Origin of the sequence: Phascolarctobacterium succinatutens (genome assembly GCF_023497905.1) — a bacterium.
Lineage (GTDB): Bacteria > Bacillota > Negativicutes > Acidaminococcales > Acidaminococcaceae > Phascolarctobacterium_A > Phascolarctobacterium_A succinatutens.
Window position 1 is genome coordinate 1,846,036 of record NZ_CP097284.1, and the last position, 17,478, is coordinate 1,863,513.

Sequence of the window (17,478 nt, forward strand, 5' to 3'; positions counted from 1 at the left end):
ATAATTATATTTACATCATGGATGCTTCTCTGAATTTAGAGGGAGGCATCCATTTTGTTTTAGCTTGAATTCTTTTGTTGTTATAATAATCGATGTACTCAGCTATAGCGTTTGAAAAAGATTCAAACGAAGGGTAATCTTTTTCAAATCCGTAGAACATCTCGTTTTTTAATCTGCCAAAGAAAGTTTCCATAATACAGTTGTCATAGCAGTTACCTTTCCTAGACATTGATTGAATGATTCCGTGCTTTTGCAATTCATTCCTATAAAATGCATGCTGATATTGCCATCCTTGATCTGAGTGCATAATAAGACCTTTTACAGAAGGAAAACCTTTAAATGCCTTTTTCAGCATGTCCTTTATTTGCGCCATATCTGGATGTAGAGAAAGATTGTAAGAGATTATTTCATTGCTGTTCATATCCAAAATCGGAGAAAGATAACATTTGCCCCAAGGCAGATTGAACTGCGATACATCGGTTGTCCACTTTTGCAAAGGTTTTTCGGTATTGAAATCTCGATTGATGATATTATCAGCAACTTTGCCAACATCGCCTTTATAGGAGTGGTATTTTTCCTTGGGACATTTTCCAAACAAGGTAAGCTGATTCATGATTCGTTGGACACGCTTGTGATTTACTCGAAAACCTCGATTCAGAAGCTCCTTATGTACGCGCCTTACACCATATCGCTTTTTGTTCTCGTTGAAGATAACAATAATTTCGGATGATAAGTCGGCATTTCGTTCGCTAACTTTATCTGTCTTGCTAAGCTCGTAATAGTACGTTGAACGCGACAGTCCAATCGCATCCAGCAAATAATTCAGTTTGTAACCTTCTTCACGCAGTTTTTGGACGAGCGCAGCTTTTTCGCCTTGAGTTGCGCTGCGCATCTCTCTTCTCTCAAGGCAATCTCTTTTTTTACAATAGCAATCTCCGCTCTCAAGCGCTCATTTTCTGCTCTGAGCAGAATCATTTCTTCTCGTTCTGATGGAGTAAGTTCTGCCGGCTCTATTTTTTTCTTCATTTCAGGCTCCTTGGGTGGTCGTCCTTTTCGTTGTGCGACCAATCCCTGATACCCTTTAATTTTATAGCATCTAACCCACTGATACAAGAGTCCAGCGTTAATTCCTGCAGAAATAGCTGTTTCCTTATTTGACGCACCAGCTAATACTTTGGCTACAAGTTCATATTTCTCTTCTGCTGACCAAGTTTTTCTCTGATTTTTATGTCTTAATGCTTCTGGACCACATTTATCTTCTATCCGAACCCAAACTCGGATTGTATTGTGGAAATTTTTTTCTGTTATATCTTTAGGCGTTTCAGGCCATTTACCTTGTCGATATAATTCTACACACTGTCTTTTGAACTTATAGCTGTATTTCATTAAAATACCCCCAATACTGGGTGTCCAGTATTGGGGGTACATATCAAAGTTCTGCCTGTTTTTTCAAAGTTATTTTAAATTAATATATCAGAGCTTCTCGTCATATTCAGCCTTTTTAAAGCCAACCAACACGCCGCCGTCATAAATTACCAACGGACGTTTAACAAGCATACCATCGCTTGCAAGCAGCTCAAGCTGCTCGTCCTCGCTCATTGTCGGCAGTTTATCCTTCAGTCCCAGCTGCTTATACAGATTACCGCTGGTGTTGAAGAAGCGTTTCAGCGGCAAACCGCTGGCTGCATACCAGGTACGCAGCTCGTCAGCTGTCGGATTATCAGTCTTGATATCACGCACAGTAAAGCTCAGGCCTTTAGCCTGCAGATACTGCTCTGCCTTTTTGCAGGTAGAACATTTTGGGTAACAGATAAATAACATTTTTATACCTCCTTACTGCAGCTGCTGCAGCAGATAGTCCTCCGCTGCCTTCAGCTGAACATCAACAGTAGCATCCTCCGGCAGCTCTACCTTCACATCAGGCTCAATACCTACATTATGAATAGAAACACCGGACGGTGTATAATATTTGGCTACCGTAATTTTCACTGCCGTATTGCTGTCCAGGCGGTATACCGATTGCACACTGCCTTTACCGAAGGTTTTGGTACCGAAAAGCTTACCGCTTTTGGTATCCTTAATCGCACCGGCAACAATTTCCGCAGCGCTGGCACTGCCATGATCAACAAGCACAGCCAAAGGATATTTCACCTTCTCCAGACTGGAAGTTTCTTCATACTTGTTGCCATTTTTATCTACAACAGAAACAATAGGTCCCTTAGGCACCAGCATACCGGCGACGGCAACACCTGCATCAAAAACACCTCCGGGATTGCCGCGCAAATCAAGCACAAGGGCCTGCATGCCCTGCTTTTCCAACTCTGCATATTTTTTTGCAAAGTCATCACCGGTATTTTCATTAAATACGGCTATTCTGATATAACCGATTTTTGTATCAGGCAAAAGCTGACCGCCAACAGACGGATTTTTGATTTCGCAACGCTCAACGCTCACAGTACGCAGCTTGCCATCCTTGCCCTTGAGCTCCAGCTTGACGACGGTGCCATGCTTGCCGCGGATTTTGTTGGCTACCTGCTCCATGTTCATATCACGCGTCGGGTTGCCGTCAATCGCAGTAATAATATCACCGCTCTTAATACCGGCCTTTGCGCCGGGATTATCCTCCAAAGCAGAAATAACTACATAGTCATTACCGCGTTTGCCAAAAACAATACCGATACCGCCAAAGCTGCCCCCTGTCATTTCACTCAGCTGCTGAAAATCCTTGCTGTTAAGATAAACTGTATAAGGATCGCCTGCAGCTTCTACCATACCTTTTATTGCGCCGTCAAACAGCTGGTGATTGTCTACTTCACCATTATAGTTACGCTTTAAAAGATTCATAGTACGCAAAAAACGCACCGATTCAGAGGCACTGCCCGTTAACCTGTTTAACAGCACAGCTTCTGTTCCCACTACCGCTGCGATAGTCACCAGCGCTGTAAGCAGGCAGCAGGCTGCAAGCTGCCATCTTCTTTTTCTAAACACTTTTCTTGCCTCCGTTTATATCTGTCACGGTAAATAATTTAACGGCTCCGTAAGCTCGCCATGCAGACGCACCTCAAAGTGACAGTGCGGTCCGGTAGAATAACCGGTACTGCCGGCATAGGCAACTACCGTGCCCTTGCTTACATATTGCCCCTCACCAACATTTAACGCCGAATTATGTGCATAAAGCGTTACCAGACCGCCGCCATGGTCAATCATTACGCAGTTGCCGTAGCCTCCAAGCCAACCGCTGTAAACAATCGTGCCGCTGTCAGCAGCGTGAATCGGCGTTCCCGAATCAACCGCAATATCCATACCGCTATGGTACTTGGTTGTACCGAAAATCGGATGCGTTCTCCAACCATAGTAGGAGGTAATCGGACCGTTACAAGGCCACATAAACTGACCTGTACCGCCTTGTCCTGCAGGAGCACCGCCGCCTGCGTTTTCCATATTACGCAGCATAGAGGCGATATTTTCCGAAATAGCCAGCAGACGCTCATATTCCTCCTGGCTGGACTGCTCTTCCTCCTGTGCCTTGTAAAGCATATAGGCACGCTGCTCACGCAGCTTATTTACTTTAGCTTTTTTTGCTTCCAGCTCTGTCTGGGTAGCCTTGATTTCCTTCATTTCAGCTGCCAGCTGCTCCTTGCGGCTGTTGATTTCCGCAGCATCCTGCTTCAGCTTTTCCAACAGCTCCAGGTCGCGGCTGATGATTTTTTGCAGCAAATACATGCGCGAGGAAAAATCACTGAAATCCTTGGCACCCAAAAGCACATCCAGATAATTTATCTGGCCGTTGATATAAATATCACGCAGACGCTTGCGATAAATCAGCATCCGCTCCTGCATTTCCTGTTGCTTTTTCTCCAGCTTAGCCTGGTTATCATTTATTTTTCCCTGCAAAGCATCGCTTTTTTTCTGCAGATTATTAGCCTGTGCCTGCAGTTCGTTAAGGCTGCCCATAACCTCGCTAAGCTCCGCGCTGGCGCTTTCAGCCTTCCTGCGCGCCTGCTCCTTGCGGGTCTGCATCCGCTCCATACGCTGACGTACATCATTCAGTTCGGCACGCTTGTCATCAGCAGTATCGGCAAAGCACATGGCTCCGTAAAGCGGCAGCACCGCCAGCCATAATGCCAGCAGCAGACCGCCCAGCTTCTTTTTCTCCATCACTTCTGCCTCCCTTAAACGCGCAAGAACTTACGCAAGGAGATATAACTGCCCAAAGCGCCGATACCGGTACCTGCCGCCAGTAAAAATATTGTTACATAAAACAATAAGGGAGATGTGGGCAGTAACGGCAGAAAGGCCAGAGTAGCATGGATTCTTTCCAACAGCCCGGCGTAAAGGCTGTTAATGCAGACAGATGCAATCACAGCGCCGAAAAAGCCTAAGGTCATTCCTTCCAGCAAAAACGGCCAGCGGATAAACCAGTCGGTTGCACCTACATATTTCATAATGACAACTTCCTTACGGCGGGCAAAAACCGTCAGACGGATAGTATTGGAAATAATAAACAGCGTTGCCATAGCTAAAAATATAACGAGCACAATGCCGCCGAAGCGCAATATTTTAGTCAGAGAAAACAGGTGCTCCACAACCTCCTGACCGAATTTAGCTGTTTCTACCTTAGGCAGCTGTCCGATAGAAGGCGTGATAACCTTGATGCGCTCCGGATTATCCACCTGCACCTCAAAGGAATTTGGGAAAGGATTGTCCTTACCCAAACTGTTGAGCAGCTGCTCCTGATCGCCAAGACGCTCCTTGAAGCGTGCCAGAGCCTGCTGCTTGCTTACCGGTGTTACTTTAACTACACCGGGCATCTTCTTCAGCTTCGCCTCTACTGCTTTCAGCTCCTCCGCAGAAGCATTATCCTGCATATAGACCGACACCTGTACCTGACTTTCCAGATACTGTGCCAAATTGTTGGTGTTTAGAAAAATCAGCAGAAACATTCCCAGCACTAACAGCGAAACCGCAACAGTCGAAATAGAAGCAAAGCTCATAAAGCCGTTACGCCTGATAGATTTATAGGTTTCCTTAACAAAATATTCTTTTGTACTAAAGCTCATAGCCATATACCCCGCTTGCTTCATCACGTACGATATGCCCGTCCTCTATGGCTATAACGCGCTTGCCCATGGCATCAACTATTTCTTTATCGTGAGTTGCCATGACAATCGTAGTTCCTTCAGCATTAATTTCCTTAAAGATTTCCATAATATCCCAGCTTGTTTCCGGGTCCAGGTTACCTGTAGGTTCGTCGGCAATTACCATAATAGGATCATTGACAATAGCACGGGCAATAGCGATACGCTGCTGCTCGCCGCCGCTCAGCTCATTAGGATAAGCATTGGCACGGTGACGCAGGCCGACAAGATCCAATACGTTCAACACTCTGCGCTTAATCTTGCGGCGCGGTGTTTCTATTACCTCCATAGCAAAAGCTACGTTTTCATAAACAGTACGGTCCGGAAGCAGACGGTAATCCTGGAAAATTATGCCCAGCTGACGCCTCATATACGGAATCTCATTGGGTGTCAGCGATAAAATATCCACACCATTAACAAAAATGCTGCCCGTGGTCGGCAGAACCTCACGGAACAGCATTTTGATAAAGGTAGACTTACCAGCGCCGCTAGGTCCTACAACAAAGACGAATTCGCCTGGTTCAATATGAATATCGACGTTCTGCAAGGCAACAGACCCACCGGGATATACCTTGCTTACATCAGTCATTTTCAGCACTACCTTCAATCTCCTCTCAATTTAATAAATCAAAGGCTTCCTTTGCATTTAAAAAAGCTTTCGCTCTCAATGTATCCAAAAGTCCATGAGCAGCATTGGCAGAGGCCAGCGCCTTACGCGCAGAAGAAACTACCTGCGCAGCCTGCAGTGTTTCCACAGCTCCTGCGCTGATGCCGTTAATGTCTTTGACAAAGCCGTCAATTTTGGGATCATAGGATACAGCCACAAAAGGCAGCTCCATAACTGCAGCAAAAATCAGTGCATGCAGACGCATACCGATAAGCAGATTAAAGTTACCCATCAGCGACAAAAACTGCTCGGTATCACAGCCGGTTTCCAAAACAGTACTGTCTGCCTTGCGCCTCATAAAGTGCTGCAATCTGTTGCAGGCAGCAACATCCACAGGATATTGCAGCGGCAGCAGCACAATATGTGCCTTATATTCCTTAGCCAGAATATCCGCAGCCTTAGCCAGCTCCAGCAGGTACTTGTCATCCTCCTGCCATTTACGTACACTTATAGCTATCAGCATTTTATCTTGCGGTACACCAAACTGCTGCAGCAGCTCTAGTCCTTTTTCTTTACTCTCCTGCGGCAAGGTCAACACAGAATCGGCTGTCAGCTGCACCTTTTCCGCTGGTACACCGATGCGACGCAGTTCATACAAAGAATCCTGGTCACGCACGGTAATTAAATCCACCCGGCTGCAGATAAATTTAGTCAGCCTGCGCATAAGTCTGTTATGGATAGGACCTATACCCTGGCCGAAAAGCATAACCTTTTTTTTGAGCAGCAGGCCCAAAGCCAGGATAAACAGATAATATAACAGACTGCGCTTGCTGGTAATATCCTGCAGAAGACTGCCACCGCCGCTGAGCAGCAGGTCGCAGTCCATGAGGGCAGCAAAAATTTTGCAAAAGCTGAAACGATGAAGAGAATTCACCTTGTGTCTTGCGGCAGTAGCGGGCGGATTGCCTGAGATAACCGTCAGCTCCACGGTCTTTTCCGTACTGCGCAAAGCCTTAATGATCGCGGTCAGCATAGCTTCATCTCCGGCATTAGCAAATCCATAGTATCCGGAAATCACGATCTTACTCATTCTTCAAGGTATCTCCTTCTAAACTTAACAACTAAAGGCAACAGCATGCCAAGCACCAGTACAGCGATTACGCCGAATACAACGCCAACAGCATAGCCGTCGAGAGCACGTACAAAGCTCATAACAACAGGTGTACGCATATGACAGAAGGTCTGCACCAGACTGCCCTGTCCGATAACGGCAGCACAGGTCAGTACAAACTGCCACCAACGCGGTGCGCAACGGTAAACAGCAAGCACTGCCACGAAAAATGCCGGATGCCCGATCATAAATTCTTTTTCGCGCGGACGTGCATACATCAGCTGCTCTAAGAAAGCACGCATCTTCAATTCAATTGCCGGTACAGGCACACCACCTGTGTGACCGCTGCGGCCGACAAAATAATAAGCAATAAACAGCAGTACCGCAAGCACTGCTACATGGCGGAAGGTAATCCCTGTATCCAGCAGACCGTTAAGACGCTCCCATAGAGTTTTCAATCCCTTGCCCACAACCTGCAGCAGGTCATAGCGTTTCATAAAGAGAACAGCTGTCAGCATAACCGGCAAAATAAAGGTTAATTTTACTCCGCGGTAGATATCAATCTCCAGCAGGAAGCGGCTGTCTGTCAAAATAGCCGACAGGAAGGCTGCACCCACCAAAGATAAAGCAATAGCCAACGCCAGCTGCCAGATACCGTTCCAGCAGATAGCAAGCAGGCTGTGCTTATCACTCGTATTTTTATCCCAAATGTTAAAGATAACATTCATTGAAAGCACCGGGAAAACACTTGCTGCCGCCAAAGCCAGCAGCTGACGCGTAAACAGGCCGCGGCCGATAAACAGCAGTGCCAAAGCTCCGGCAGAAAAAACAGCCCACAGTGCTATTTGCTGCTTACCGCCCAGGTTAAAGAGCAGCGCAAGATACAGCACTACACCGGCGGCAATCGCCAATACAATAGGAATAAAGCTTACCTTAGCGGGGAAATACGGTGCAAAGCCATCTTTGTTTTCGGCACTGAAAACACCTGCTTCGCCGATAGTGTAACCACGCGCTTCAACGCTGGCCTTGATATCACGCACATATTTCAGGTTAGTCTTCATAATATCCTGACCACCCTCAGGCATCAGGAAGGGACGGATGTAGTTCACACGGATATTGCGCTCCTCGTCCGTCAGCGCCCAACGGCGCAAAGCCTCGCCCACGCTGATTTTCTTTTGCTCGGTAGGGTCGATAACATAGGAACGGGCAGCCTTGTAGTCATTGAACTCAGCCAACGGCAACAGGCCGTCGATTTTGGCAAACTGCAGCTGGGTGTAATGCTCCAGCATTACCAGCGTCATATTGTTTTCCTTCATGCGCTCGCCCAAATGCTGCATTTTGTTAGGATAACCTACAACCTCTGTACCGCATGGCATCAGGGCATCAACCGGTACACCGGCTTCTTTAATGCGGGCAAAAATGCCGTCAATCTGCTCATCAGTTACATCCACATAATTTTGCGGACGTACGATAATTTTGAAGCCCAAAGCAGCAACCTTACGCATATCCTGCACCGGCAAGCCTAAAGGAGCCTGCAGCAGTCCCTGAGGCTCATCGTATTTGCCCTCAGGCAGAGGTGTAGTGCTGCCCTTGATTTTGATAATACGCGGATTTTCACTTACAACCTTTACACGGTCAGCACCGTAGCGCAGGCACAAATCCTGCTCTACATCATCTAAGACAGACTGCTTGTCAGTAGCAGCAACGTAAGCAGCATTTTCTTCAATATCGCCGGCTCCCACATTAGCGAAAACACCCATGCCGGAACCAAGCGCAGCTGCCTGACGCAGCTCACCGCCTGTTACCGTCTGGATTTCGCCGTTTTTAGTCAGGCGCTCCAACGTAGTATCGAAAATCATCAGCGAGTTGATGCCTGCATCCTTAAACTGACGCAGTACATCCTCCTCCAGCAGGCCCTGCAAAGCGGCCAGCTTACGTAAGCCCTCGTACTCCATAGCCATTTCTACAGTATTGTTTTTTTGTTCAACATCGTGACGGACAACGTTCAGCCATAAGGCACAAACCAGACCGATTACGATTACTGCCAAAAGCAAAGGATTATATCGGCTTTTCATAAAATTCACCTATCCAGACCTCGCTTTATTAAACCTTTTTCTGCTGACTGCGCAGATATGCTTCTACGAACGGCATCAGATCGCCATCCATAACAGCCTGAATGTTACCGGTTTCGCAGCCGGTACGATGGTCCTTAACCATAGTATAGGGTTGGAATACATAGGAACGGATCTGGCTGCCCCATTCGATATTCTGGTAATCACCGGCAATATCGCTGACAAGAGCATCCTGCTTAGCCTTTTCGTATTCATATAATTTTGCACGCAGCATCTGCAGGCAGCGCTCACGGTTCTGAATTTGGGAACGCTCATTCTGACATTGAACAACGATACCCGTCGGTTCATGTGTCATACGTACAGCAGAGGAGGTTTTATTGACGTGCTGACCGCCGGCACCGCTGGAACGGTAAACATCGACGCGCACCTCATCCATATTAATATTTACATCAACAGTATCATCCAGCTCCGGCATTACGTCTACCGCAGCAAAGGAGGTGTGACGACGGGCATTGGCATCAAACGGAGAAATGCGCACCAGGCGGTGTACACCCTTTTCAGAGCGCAAGAAGCCATAAGCATTATGGCCGTTAACCTGGATAGTAGCACTTTTTACACCGGCCTCATCACCCGGCTGATAGTCGAGCATTTCCAACGCAAAACCGTTTTGCTCCGCAAAGCGGGTAAACATACGCAGCAGCATGCTGGTCCAATCCTGCGCTTCGGTGCCGCCGGCACCTGCATGCAGTGTCAGGATAGCATTATTGGCATCATATTCACCGCTGAGCAGCATACCTAATTCCAAATGCTCCAGCTCGCTGCGGCATTTTGCCAGCAGCTCATCCATTTCAGGAAGCAGGCTTTCATCATTTTCTTCGGCAGCCATCTCCTGCAAAGCTTCCAAATCATCAACACCTGCGCTTAATTTATGGAAACCGTCAACCTCTTCCTTTAAGCTGTTAACATCCTGCGCAGTTTTTTGTGCCTTTTCCGGATCATCCCAAAAAGTTGGATCACCCATTTTATGTTCTAATTCTGCAATACGATCTTCTTTGACAGCGATGTCAAAGAGATCCCCTCATTTCCTCTAATTTTGCTTGCAGATTTGTAATTTCAGGCTTATATTCTTCAATCAACAAAATTCCTCACAACCTTTCGTGTAGCAAATATTAGTTATTTACGGCCTCAGCCGTTTTGCCGAGTTCTTGCAAACAAGGCTAAGTAAGTCAGCAGCCAAGGCTGCTGACTTAAAAATTATTTCTTGGGTTCAGCTTTCAAATTACCCTCGTCACCCTCGGGAGTCGGGTTATTGGTGGAAGCATTTTCCAGCGGGTCTTCAACCTGCGGCTGGGTAATAACATTGACGCGGTAAATGTAACGAACAACGTCTTCCTTGATAGCCTCCATCATGGCTTCAAACATATCGTAGGCTTCAAATTTGTACTCAACCAGCGGATCCTTCTGGCCATATGCACGTAGGCCAACGCCCTCACGCAGCATATCCATAGCATCCAGATGCTCCATCCAGTGGTTGTCTACAACCTTCAGCATAACCAGGTTTTCCAGCTCGCGCATCAGCTCAGGACCAATTGCGTCCTCACGTGCCTGGTAGTTGTCATCAGCAACCTTCTGCAGATATTCAGCCAGCTCTTCACGGCTGAGGTTTTGCAGATAATCTACGGTCAGCAGACCACGCGGAGCATAGAAATCCTCAGCGTAGTTAATCAGAGCCTGCAGATCCCAATCCTCAGAGTAAACCTCAGGCGGTGCGTACATGGTCATAGTACGTTCAACGGTTTCATCAACCATTTCCTTGATGGTATCCTTAAGATTTTCCTGATGCAGGATTTTATGACGCTGAGAGTAAATAACCTCACGCTGCTGATTCATAACATCGTCATATTCGAGAACGTGCTTACGAATGCTGAAGTTACGTGCTTCAACCTTCTTCTGCGCATTTTCAATGGACTTGGTAACAAGGCTGTGTTCAATCGGCTCATCGTCCTCCATGCCCAGCTTGTCCATAATGCCGGCAATATTATCACTGCCGAACAAACGCATCAGATCATCCTCCAGGCTCAGGAAGAACTTGGAAGAACCGGGGTCACCCTGACGGGCGCAACGGCCACGCAGCTGGTTATCGATACGACGGCTTTCATGACGCTCGGTACCGATGATATGCAGACCACCCAATTCAGGAACGCCTTCACCCAAGGTAATATCGGTACCACGGCCTGCCATGTTGGTAGCAATGGTTACAGCACCGTATTGGCCTGCATGAGAAATAATCTCAGCCTCTTTTTCATGGTACTTCGCATTCAGCACGTTATGCGGAATGTTGCGGCGTTTAAGCATAGCGCTCAGCTCTTCGGATTGAGCGATGGAAGTAGTACCAACCAGTACCGGACGGCCGGACTTATGGCATTCTTCAATCTCGTTGACTGCTGCCTTGTATTTGGCAATACGTGTTTTATAGATAACATCAGGATAGTCAATACGGATCATCGGCTTATTGGTAGGTACAACAACAACCGGCAGATTATAAATTTTCTGGAACTCCTGCTCCTCGGTCTTAGCGGTACCGGTCATGCCGGCGAGCTTTTTGTACATACGGAAGTAGTTCTGGAAGGTAATAGTTGCCAGTGTCTGGCTTTCGCGTTCTACCTTTACGCCTTCCTTAGCTTCGATAGCCTGATGCAGGCCTTCGGAGAAACGACGGCCGAACATCAGACGGCCGGTAAATTCATCAACGATGATAACCTGACCATCCTTAACCACATAATCGCGGTCGCGGTGCATCAAAGCCTTAGCCTTCAGAGCGCACATAATCTGGTGAGAGTAGTCCACACCATGCTCATTGTCATACAGGTTGCCGATGCCCAGCATTTTTTCTGCCTTGGCAATACCCTTTTCGGTAGGTGCTACCTGTTTTTGTTTTTCATCAACAGTGTAATCCTCGCCCTCTTCCATGTTGGCAACAACACGGGCCAGAACCTGATACAGCTCGGTGGATTTTTCACCGGGGCCGGAGATAATCAGCGGGGTACGCGCTTCGTCAATCAGGATACTGTCGACCTCATCGACAATACAGTAATTCAGCTCACGCTGAACCATTTGATTTTCATCAACTACCATGTTATCACGCAGATAGTCAAAGCCGAATTCGTTATTGGTACCGTAAGTAATATCTGCAGCATAAGCAGCCTTACGATCTGGGAAATCCATATCATGCACAATCAGACCTACAGACAGACCGAGGAACTTGTAAATACGGCCCATATCCTCGCTGTCACGGCGTGCCAGATAATCATTAACAGTTACAACATGCACGCCCTTGCCGGTCAGTGCGTTCAGATATACAGGCGCAGTAGCTACCAGAGTTTTACCTTCGCCGGTACGCATCTCGGCAATTTTGCCGCGATGGAGCACTACGCCACCGATTAACTGCACATCAAAATGACGCATGCCGGTAACACGTCTGGAAGCTTCACGGACAACGGCAAATGCTTCCGGAAGGATATCGTCCAGAGTTTCGCCCTTTTGCAAACGTACTTTAAATTCGCTGGTCTTGGCTGCCAAATTGGCAGAGCTAAGACTTTCCATATCCTTTTCAAGACTATTAATCTTATCTACGATTACACGAATATTCTTGATTTCTTTTTCGTTGGGGTCACCAAAAATTTTCTTTAAAATGCCTTCGAGCAACACGATCACTCCTTAAAATTATGGTGTTTGAAAAGACTATACACCTAATTTTAAATTATAACAGAATCTCTCTTAAAAAGCAAAAAGCACAGGAGCAAATCCTGTGCTTTTTTGTGAAGTTTAGGTTAAAATATTCACTTATTTCAGTTCCGGGCTCAGCAAGCCGTATTTGCCATCCTTACGGCGGTAAACTACATTGGTAGCACCCAGATCGGGATCGTAGAATACGAAGAAATCGTGATTCAACAGATTCATTTGCAGGATTGCTTCTTCCGGAGTCATCGGATGCATGATGAAGCGTTTATTCTTAATGATTTCGAATTCGCCATCGTCAGCAGCTTCCGCAGCAGGTGCCGGAGCAGGAACAGCGGCATCAGCAAAGTTGCTGTATTTTCTCTTCATCAGACGAGTTTTATATTTGTGAATCTGACGTTCAATTTTCTCTACAACCAAATCAATAGATGAATACATATCTTTCGTGGTTTCCTGTGCTCTCAGCAAAATGCCGCTTGCAGGAACCGTAATTTCTACAATATGGTTACCTTTCTCAACCTTCAGTACTGCAGAAATGTCACCAACAGTCTTAAACTGCTTAGTAACCTTGGTAATTTTTTTCTCCACATACTCTTTCAGAGCCGGGGTCACATCAATGTTTCTGCCTTTTACGTTTACACTCATAATCAATGCCTCCTTTGGTATGTCGCCAAATTGCTTCGGTGCTACCATTTTTCTATCAAGGGCTCGGGCTTTATCCCTTTGCTTTTATATTTCGCTATAGGAACGAAAACTCCTGCTAAAGTTTGCAAAAATTATCTAATTTGCTTAGATTTGTTGCAATAGTGTTATATTGATTACAGCTTATAACCGATGTTAACATCCTCATCTTATAAAAGCGCAGCAACCATACTTTTCGACTCTTTTTAACCCAAGGAATTCATAAAAAGCAATATTTTTTTCACTTGCTTCTGTAAGGAGCTGCAGTTGATAGACATCGGCATACTTTTCCATAACCTTCCGCATAAGCTGTGAACCAATGCCATGACGCTGAAATTCCGGCAGCACTATTAAATCCTGCAGAAAAACCACAGAAGCACCATCACCGACAGCACGGAGTATCCCCACAAGCTTTCCATCAGCATAAGCAGCTAAAACATAAAGTGAATTCTTATAAGCTTTTCTTAGCATTGCCGGATTATTGGTATAATTACTCCAGCCAACACTACTATATAACGCCATAATTTCGGCTTCATTGTAGGTCTTGTATTCTGCAAATCTAAGTACATCCATCAGTGCGTACCTTCCACAATTGTCAGTCCCGCAGCCTCCAAGCGCTCGCAAATTTCTTCAATAGTTTTGCAGGTAACAACCTGGCCATCCTGCGTGCGGTGCTTAACACAAACGCCAACATGCACAGCATCCGGCTTAAGGCCGATGATACGCTCCAGCTTTTCTTCAATGCCGGCCTGATGCTCAAAACGGCAGTCACCGCAGCCGTTGCAGCTCCAATAAGCCTCCAGCTCCAGCGGTTCCTCGCCATATCTGGCGAAGGCACCGCTTTTTGTATTAAAAGCACGCATGCAGGCTGCACCGGTACATACATTATTGGAACGCAGGCAACGTAAAATTACTATACGTTTCATTCATGCCTCCCAAAGTCCTTACTGATTTTGTTCTTAACCTCTCGGCAATCTTCAACAGTCAGACCGATTTTCAGCGCCACATCCTGCCAGGAATTCTTCGGCGTCTTCAAATCAATAACATCCTTAATATCCAGACCGGCCTTTTGTGCAAGCAGATAAGAACTGTTGATATGATGCATTGCGTAGCCCATATGCATATACTTCTTCGTTACCTTCTGCGGGATATCCATGCGTTCTGCCAGACGTCGTGCCTGATAATCCACGCAGCGGTCAAAATATACCTGCGGTGTCAAGCCAAGCACATACTTCATACGCTCCCAAGAATATTTATCGCGCAGGTCAATAATTTCCTGCAGTGTCTTTTTACTCATGTAGGCATGCAGGCAGATATCCTCCAAGCCTTCAAAGCCATACTTTTCATATAGCGGCAGCAGCTCTGCTTCATCAAAAAGATAATCAGCGTGGAAAATCTTTACAGCTCTTTCTGCTGTCATGTTGCGTGTATGCAAGCCGGCAAAGCCTGCGCCGCTACGCTGGCCGCGTCCTCTGAAGGCGAAAGGCTGGTCCTGTTTTTGTTCCTGCTGCAAGCCCAGCTTTTCCTTAACCTGCTGCCAATCACAGGTAACAGTGCGCATAGGCAATACCTGTGCCAAAGTTTTGCCGCTCTCCTTGGCCAGCTTGGCAGCCTGCTGAATATCGCCCAGCGGATAACCCTGTCGCAGATATTTCAGCGCCGTTTCTCTGTCTACCAGGCTGTCGGCAGGCAGATAGCTTGCCTGATACTCCATATATTTTTCGGCATACAGCTTAGGCGTCAGCCCTAGCTGCGCACGCACCCTGCCCCAGGTTGCAGGCTGACGCAGCTGCAGCACCTTTTCTACCGGCTCACCGGACAGATACGCATACAAGCAGGCTGTGTTCATATCGCCATAGCTATGGCCGATATTCAACAGTCGCAGCATATCAGAATAACGGTAGCCGTATGCGGACTGCAGTTTTTCCGCAGCCTCTGCATTGGAAAGCTGTGGCCGGCGCATACGCGGTGGCATCGGCGGATGCTTGCCGTCTTTGGGCGGCAGCAGCATCATTTTGCTTTTCTGCGGCGGTGCAGGCTGAGCAGCGAAGGCAGCAGAAACTGCGACGGTGCCGACAAAGAACATTGTCATGAACGCCGGAATCAATAATAGCTTTTTCATTTTTTACCCTCCTTGAACAAAAAAATATTATAGTGCAGATGGCGACTTATCCGCCGCCGTTCTATTCAAACCTTATTTTCACGCTAGGTGGCGCAGAAGGTGGCATATGTGGTTAAAGCTCGACGACGGCGTACTAGAAGTACGTCGAGGAGCGGTGAAGCCGCAGATGGCGCCTTATTCGCCGCCGTCCTACATCCAATGTTGTGGCAGATACACAATATTTATACGTCCCGTAGACTTTTCCTCATCCACTCTGCAGCGCACCTCATACATATCATAAATAAACTTTTCCGTCAGCAGCTCACGCGGAGTTCCCATGCCCACAATCTGTCCGTCCTTAATCGCAACCAGACGGTCACAGTACATCGCTGCGATATTCAGATCATGTACTGCTGCCACAACGGTCAAATCAAGTGATTTTACAATATCCATAATCTGCAGCTGGTACTTGATATCCAGATGGTTTGTCGGCTCATCCAGCACCAGGCATTCCGTCTGCTGCGTCAGTGCCCGCGCCAAAATTACACGCTGCTGCTCGCCGCCACTCAATGTAGCAAAGCTGCGTTCTTCAAAGTCCGCCAGACCTACAGTCGCCAACGCTTCGCGTGCGATGCGATAATCGTTGAGATTATCACGCTCCAGCATTTTCTTGTGCGGCGAACGTCCCATCAGCACAACCTCCAACACCGAAAAATCAAAGCTGTAAACATTATGCTGTGCTACTACCGCCAGCTGCAGTGCCGATTCACGATAGGATAGCTCATCCAACGGCGTTCCATTAAAGGTAATTTTACCATCCGTAGGCTTCTGCACACGGTAAACGCATTTCAGAAAGGTACTTTTACCGCTGCCGTTAGGCCCGATAATACCCACAAATTCCTTATTATGCAGGCTGAAATCTATTCCCTTAAGAATTTCCTTTGGTCCGAAGGCCATTTTTACTGCTTCTGCTAAAATCTCCATTATCAGTTACCTCCAAAGCCATAGGTTTTCTTAATCATCAGGTAAACGAAGCAGGGCGCGCCGATAAGCGAAATCAAAATACCGATTGGCAGCTCGGTGCGCGGAATAATTACACGGCACAGACCGTCCGCAATTACCAAAAATACAGCACCGGTTAAAGCGGAAACAGGTATCAGTTTTTTATGGTCGGTCCCTACCAGCATACGGATAACGTGCGGTACTACCAAGCCGACAAAGCCAACCATACCTGCAGCGTATACTACAAAGCCTACGATAAGAGAGCTTACAAGCAGATAAATCTGTCTGTAAATATGTAAATCAGTTCCCAAGGTCAACGCAGATTCATCACCTAAAAGCATCAGGTTGAGCATACGGCTCTGCGTCCAGAAGAACATTACTGCCAATACTACGATTGGTCCGATAACTGCCAGTGTTTCCCATTTGGCACCGGCAAAGCTGCCCATCATCCAGTAAGCTATGGTCTGCATGCCTTCCTTATTATTGGCAAAGTAAACGATAAAGCTGGAAAAAGCACCGCAGACTGCGCTCAGCGCCATGCCTGCCAAAAGCAGCTTAACGGAATTGCTGCGTCCGCCCAGGTTAGAGATAAACAGTACGCCCAGCGACATAGCGAAGGCACCGATAAAGGCCGCAATACCGACAAAGTTTTCACCCAGCGCCACACCGATACCCAGCAGAATTGCTGCCGTTGCACCCAGCGAAGCGCCGGAGGAAATGCCCAGAATATATGGGTCAGCCAAGGGGTTCTTTACTACAGCCTGCATGATAACGCCGCAGACAGAAAGACCCATACCGACTAAGGCAGCCAGTACCAGACGCGGCAGGCGCAGCAGCCAGACAATATCATGCACCGGTCCCTGTCCTGCGGTTTCAATTGCCAGTCCGCTTGTAAACTGGGTTACTACCCCCTCATAAATCTGTACTAATGACAGCTTTACCGTACCTATGCTGAGAGCCCATAAAAAAGCAAGCACCAAAAGCACTGCTAAAAGAAGCATGATCAAAGCAACGCTAATTTCTCTTGA

17 protein-coding genes are annotated in these 17,478 nt (G+C 47.0%); all 17 read right to left on the reverse strand.

What is annotated here, in order from left to right; genetic code table 11:
• Positions 1–10: 10 nt before the first annotated feature.
• The 17 genes from M5E81_RS08855 to M5E81_RS08935 all read right to left on the reverse strand — a co-directional run bounded on the left by M5E81_RS08855 (position 11) and on the right by M5E81_RS08935 (position 17,451).
• Entirely contained in the window at positions 11–892 is an 882-nt protein-coding gene (locus M5E81_RS08855; RefSeq protein WP_249747005.1) for an IS3 family transposase, read from the reverse strand.
• A complete protein-coding gene (locus tag M5E81_RS08860; protein WP_249747006.1) occupies positions 823–1,386 on the reverse strand; it encodes a transposase in 564 nt (187 codons plus the stop codon). The genes M5E81_RS08855 and M5E81_RS08860 overlap by 70 nt, the downstream gene beginning before the upstream one ends.
• A gap of 87 nt (positions 1,387–1,473) precedes the next feature.
• The gene (locus M5E81_RS08865) at positions 1,474–1,821 is read right to left on the reverse strand and encodes an arsenate reductase family protein (RefSeq protein ID WP_249747302.1); all 348 of its coding nucleotides are present in this window, start codon (positions 1,819–1,821) and stop codon (positions 1,474–1,476) included.
• 12 nt (positions 1,822–1,833) lie between these two features.
• Positions 1,834–2,988, reverse strand: a complete 1,155-nt coding sequence (locus M5E81_RS08870) for a S41 family peptidase (RefSeq protein ID WP_040564687.1) — start codon at positions 2,986–2,988, stop codon at positions 1,834–1,836.
• Between the two features lie 24 nt (positions 2,989–3,012).
• On the reverse strand, positions 3,013–4,158 hold the full coding sequence (locus M5E81_RS08875) for a murein hydrolase activator EnvC family protein (RefSeq protein WP_009144765.1): 1,146 nt from the start codon (positions 4,156–4,158) through the stop codon (positions 3,013–3,015).
• Positions 4,159–4,172: 14 nt separating this feature from the next.
• Positions 4,173–5,060, reverse strand: a complete 888-nt coding sequence (gene ftsX, locus M5E81_RS08880; RefSeq protein ID WP_040564706.1) for a permease-like cell division protein FtsX — start codon at positions 5,058–5,060, stop codon at positions 4,173–4,175.
• A complete protein-coding gene (ftsE, locus tag M5E81_RS08885) occupies positions 5,050–5,727 on the reverse strand; it encodes a cell division ATP-binding protein FtsE (protein WP_009144767.1) in 678 nt (225 codons plus the stop codon). Before ftsE ends, ftsX begins: the two co-directional genes overlap by 11 nt.
• Positions 5,728–5,752: 25 nt before the next feature.
• Entirely contained in the window at positions 5,753–6,835 is a 1,083-nt protein-coding gene (gene csaB, locus M5E81_RS08890) for a polysaccharide pyruvyl transferase CsaB (RefSeq protein WP_009144768.1), read from the reverse strand.
• Positions 6,832–8,931 (reverse strand): DUF5693 family protein, encoded by a 2,100-nt coding sequence (locus tag M5E81_RS08895; protein ID WP_249747303.1) that lies wholly within the window; start codon positions 8,929–8,931, stop codon positions 6,832–6,834. The genes csaB and M5E81_RS08895 overlap by 4 nt, the downstream gene beginning before the upstream one ends.
• Positions 8,932–8,959: 28 nt before the next feature.
• Positions 8,960–10,064, reverse strand: a protein-coding gene (gene prfB / locus M5E81_RS08900) for a peptide chain release factor 2 (protein WP_187363676.1) whose coding sequence is annotated in 2 segments (ribosomal slippage) — positions 8,960–9,994 and positions 9,996–10,064 — 1,104 coding nt in all. Because the reading frame shifts where the segments join, the coding sequence is not laid out codon by codon here.
• A 118-nt stretch (positions 10,065–10,182) separates the two neighbouring features.
• A complete protein-coding gene (gene secA / locus M5E81_RS08905) occupies positions 10,183–12,642 on the reverse strand; it encodes a preprotein translocase subunit SecA (protein ID WP_009144771.1) in 2,460 nt (819 codons plus the stop codon).
• A 129-nt stretch (positions 12,643–12,771) separates the two neighbouring features.
• Entirely contained in the window at positions 12,772–13,311 is a 540-nt protein-coding gene (gene hpf / locus M5E81_RS08910) for a ribosome hibernation-promoting factor, HPF/YfiA family (RefSeq protein WP_249747304.1), read from the reverse strand.
• 201 nt (positions 13,312–13,512) lie between these two features.
• Complete coding sequence (locus M5E81_RS08915; protein WP_009144773.1) at positions 13,513–13,920, reverse strand: GNAT family N-acetyltransferase; 408 nt, start codon at positions 13,918–13,920, stop codon at positions 13,513–13,515.
• Positions 13,920–14,273 carry a CGGC domain-containing protein gene (locus M5E81_RS08920; RefSeq protein ID WP_040564693.1) on the reverse strand — a complete coding sequence of 118 codons (354 nt, stop codon included), beginning with the start codon at positions 14,271–14,273 and terminating at the stop codon, positions 13,920–13,922. Before M5E81_RS08920 ends, M5E81_RS08915 begins: the two co-directional genes overlap by 1 nt.
• The gene (locus tag M5E81_RS08925) at positions 14,270–15,469 is read right to left on the reverse strand and encodes a hypothetical protein (RefSeq protein WP_009144775.1); all 1,200 of its coding nucleotides are present in this window, start codon (positions 15,467–15,469) and stop codon (positions 14,270–14,272) included. Before M5E81_RS08925 ends, M5E81_RS08920 begins: the two co-directional genes overlap by 4 nt.
• A 189-nt stretch (positions 15,470–15,658) precedes the next feature.
• A complete protein-coding gene (locus M5E81_RS08930) occupies positions 15,659–16,432 on the reverse strand; it encodes an ABC transporter ATP-binding protein (RefSeq protein ID WP_249747305.1) in 774 nt (257 codons plus the stop codon).
• A 2-nt stretch (positions 16,433–16,434) separates the two neighbouring features.
• Entirely contained in the window at positions 16,435–17,451 is a 1,017-nt protein-coding gene (locus M5E81_RS08935; RefSeq protein WP_415937508.1) for a FecCD family ABC transporter permease, read from the reverse strand.
• Positions 17,452–17,478: the final 27 nt, after the last annotated feature.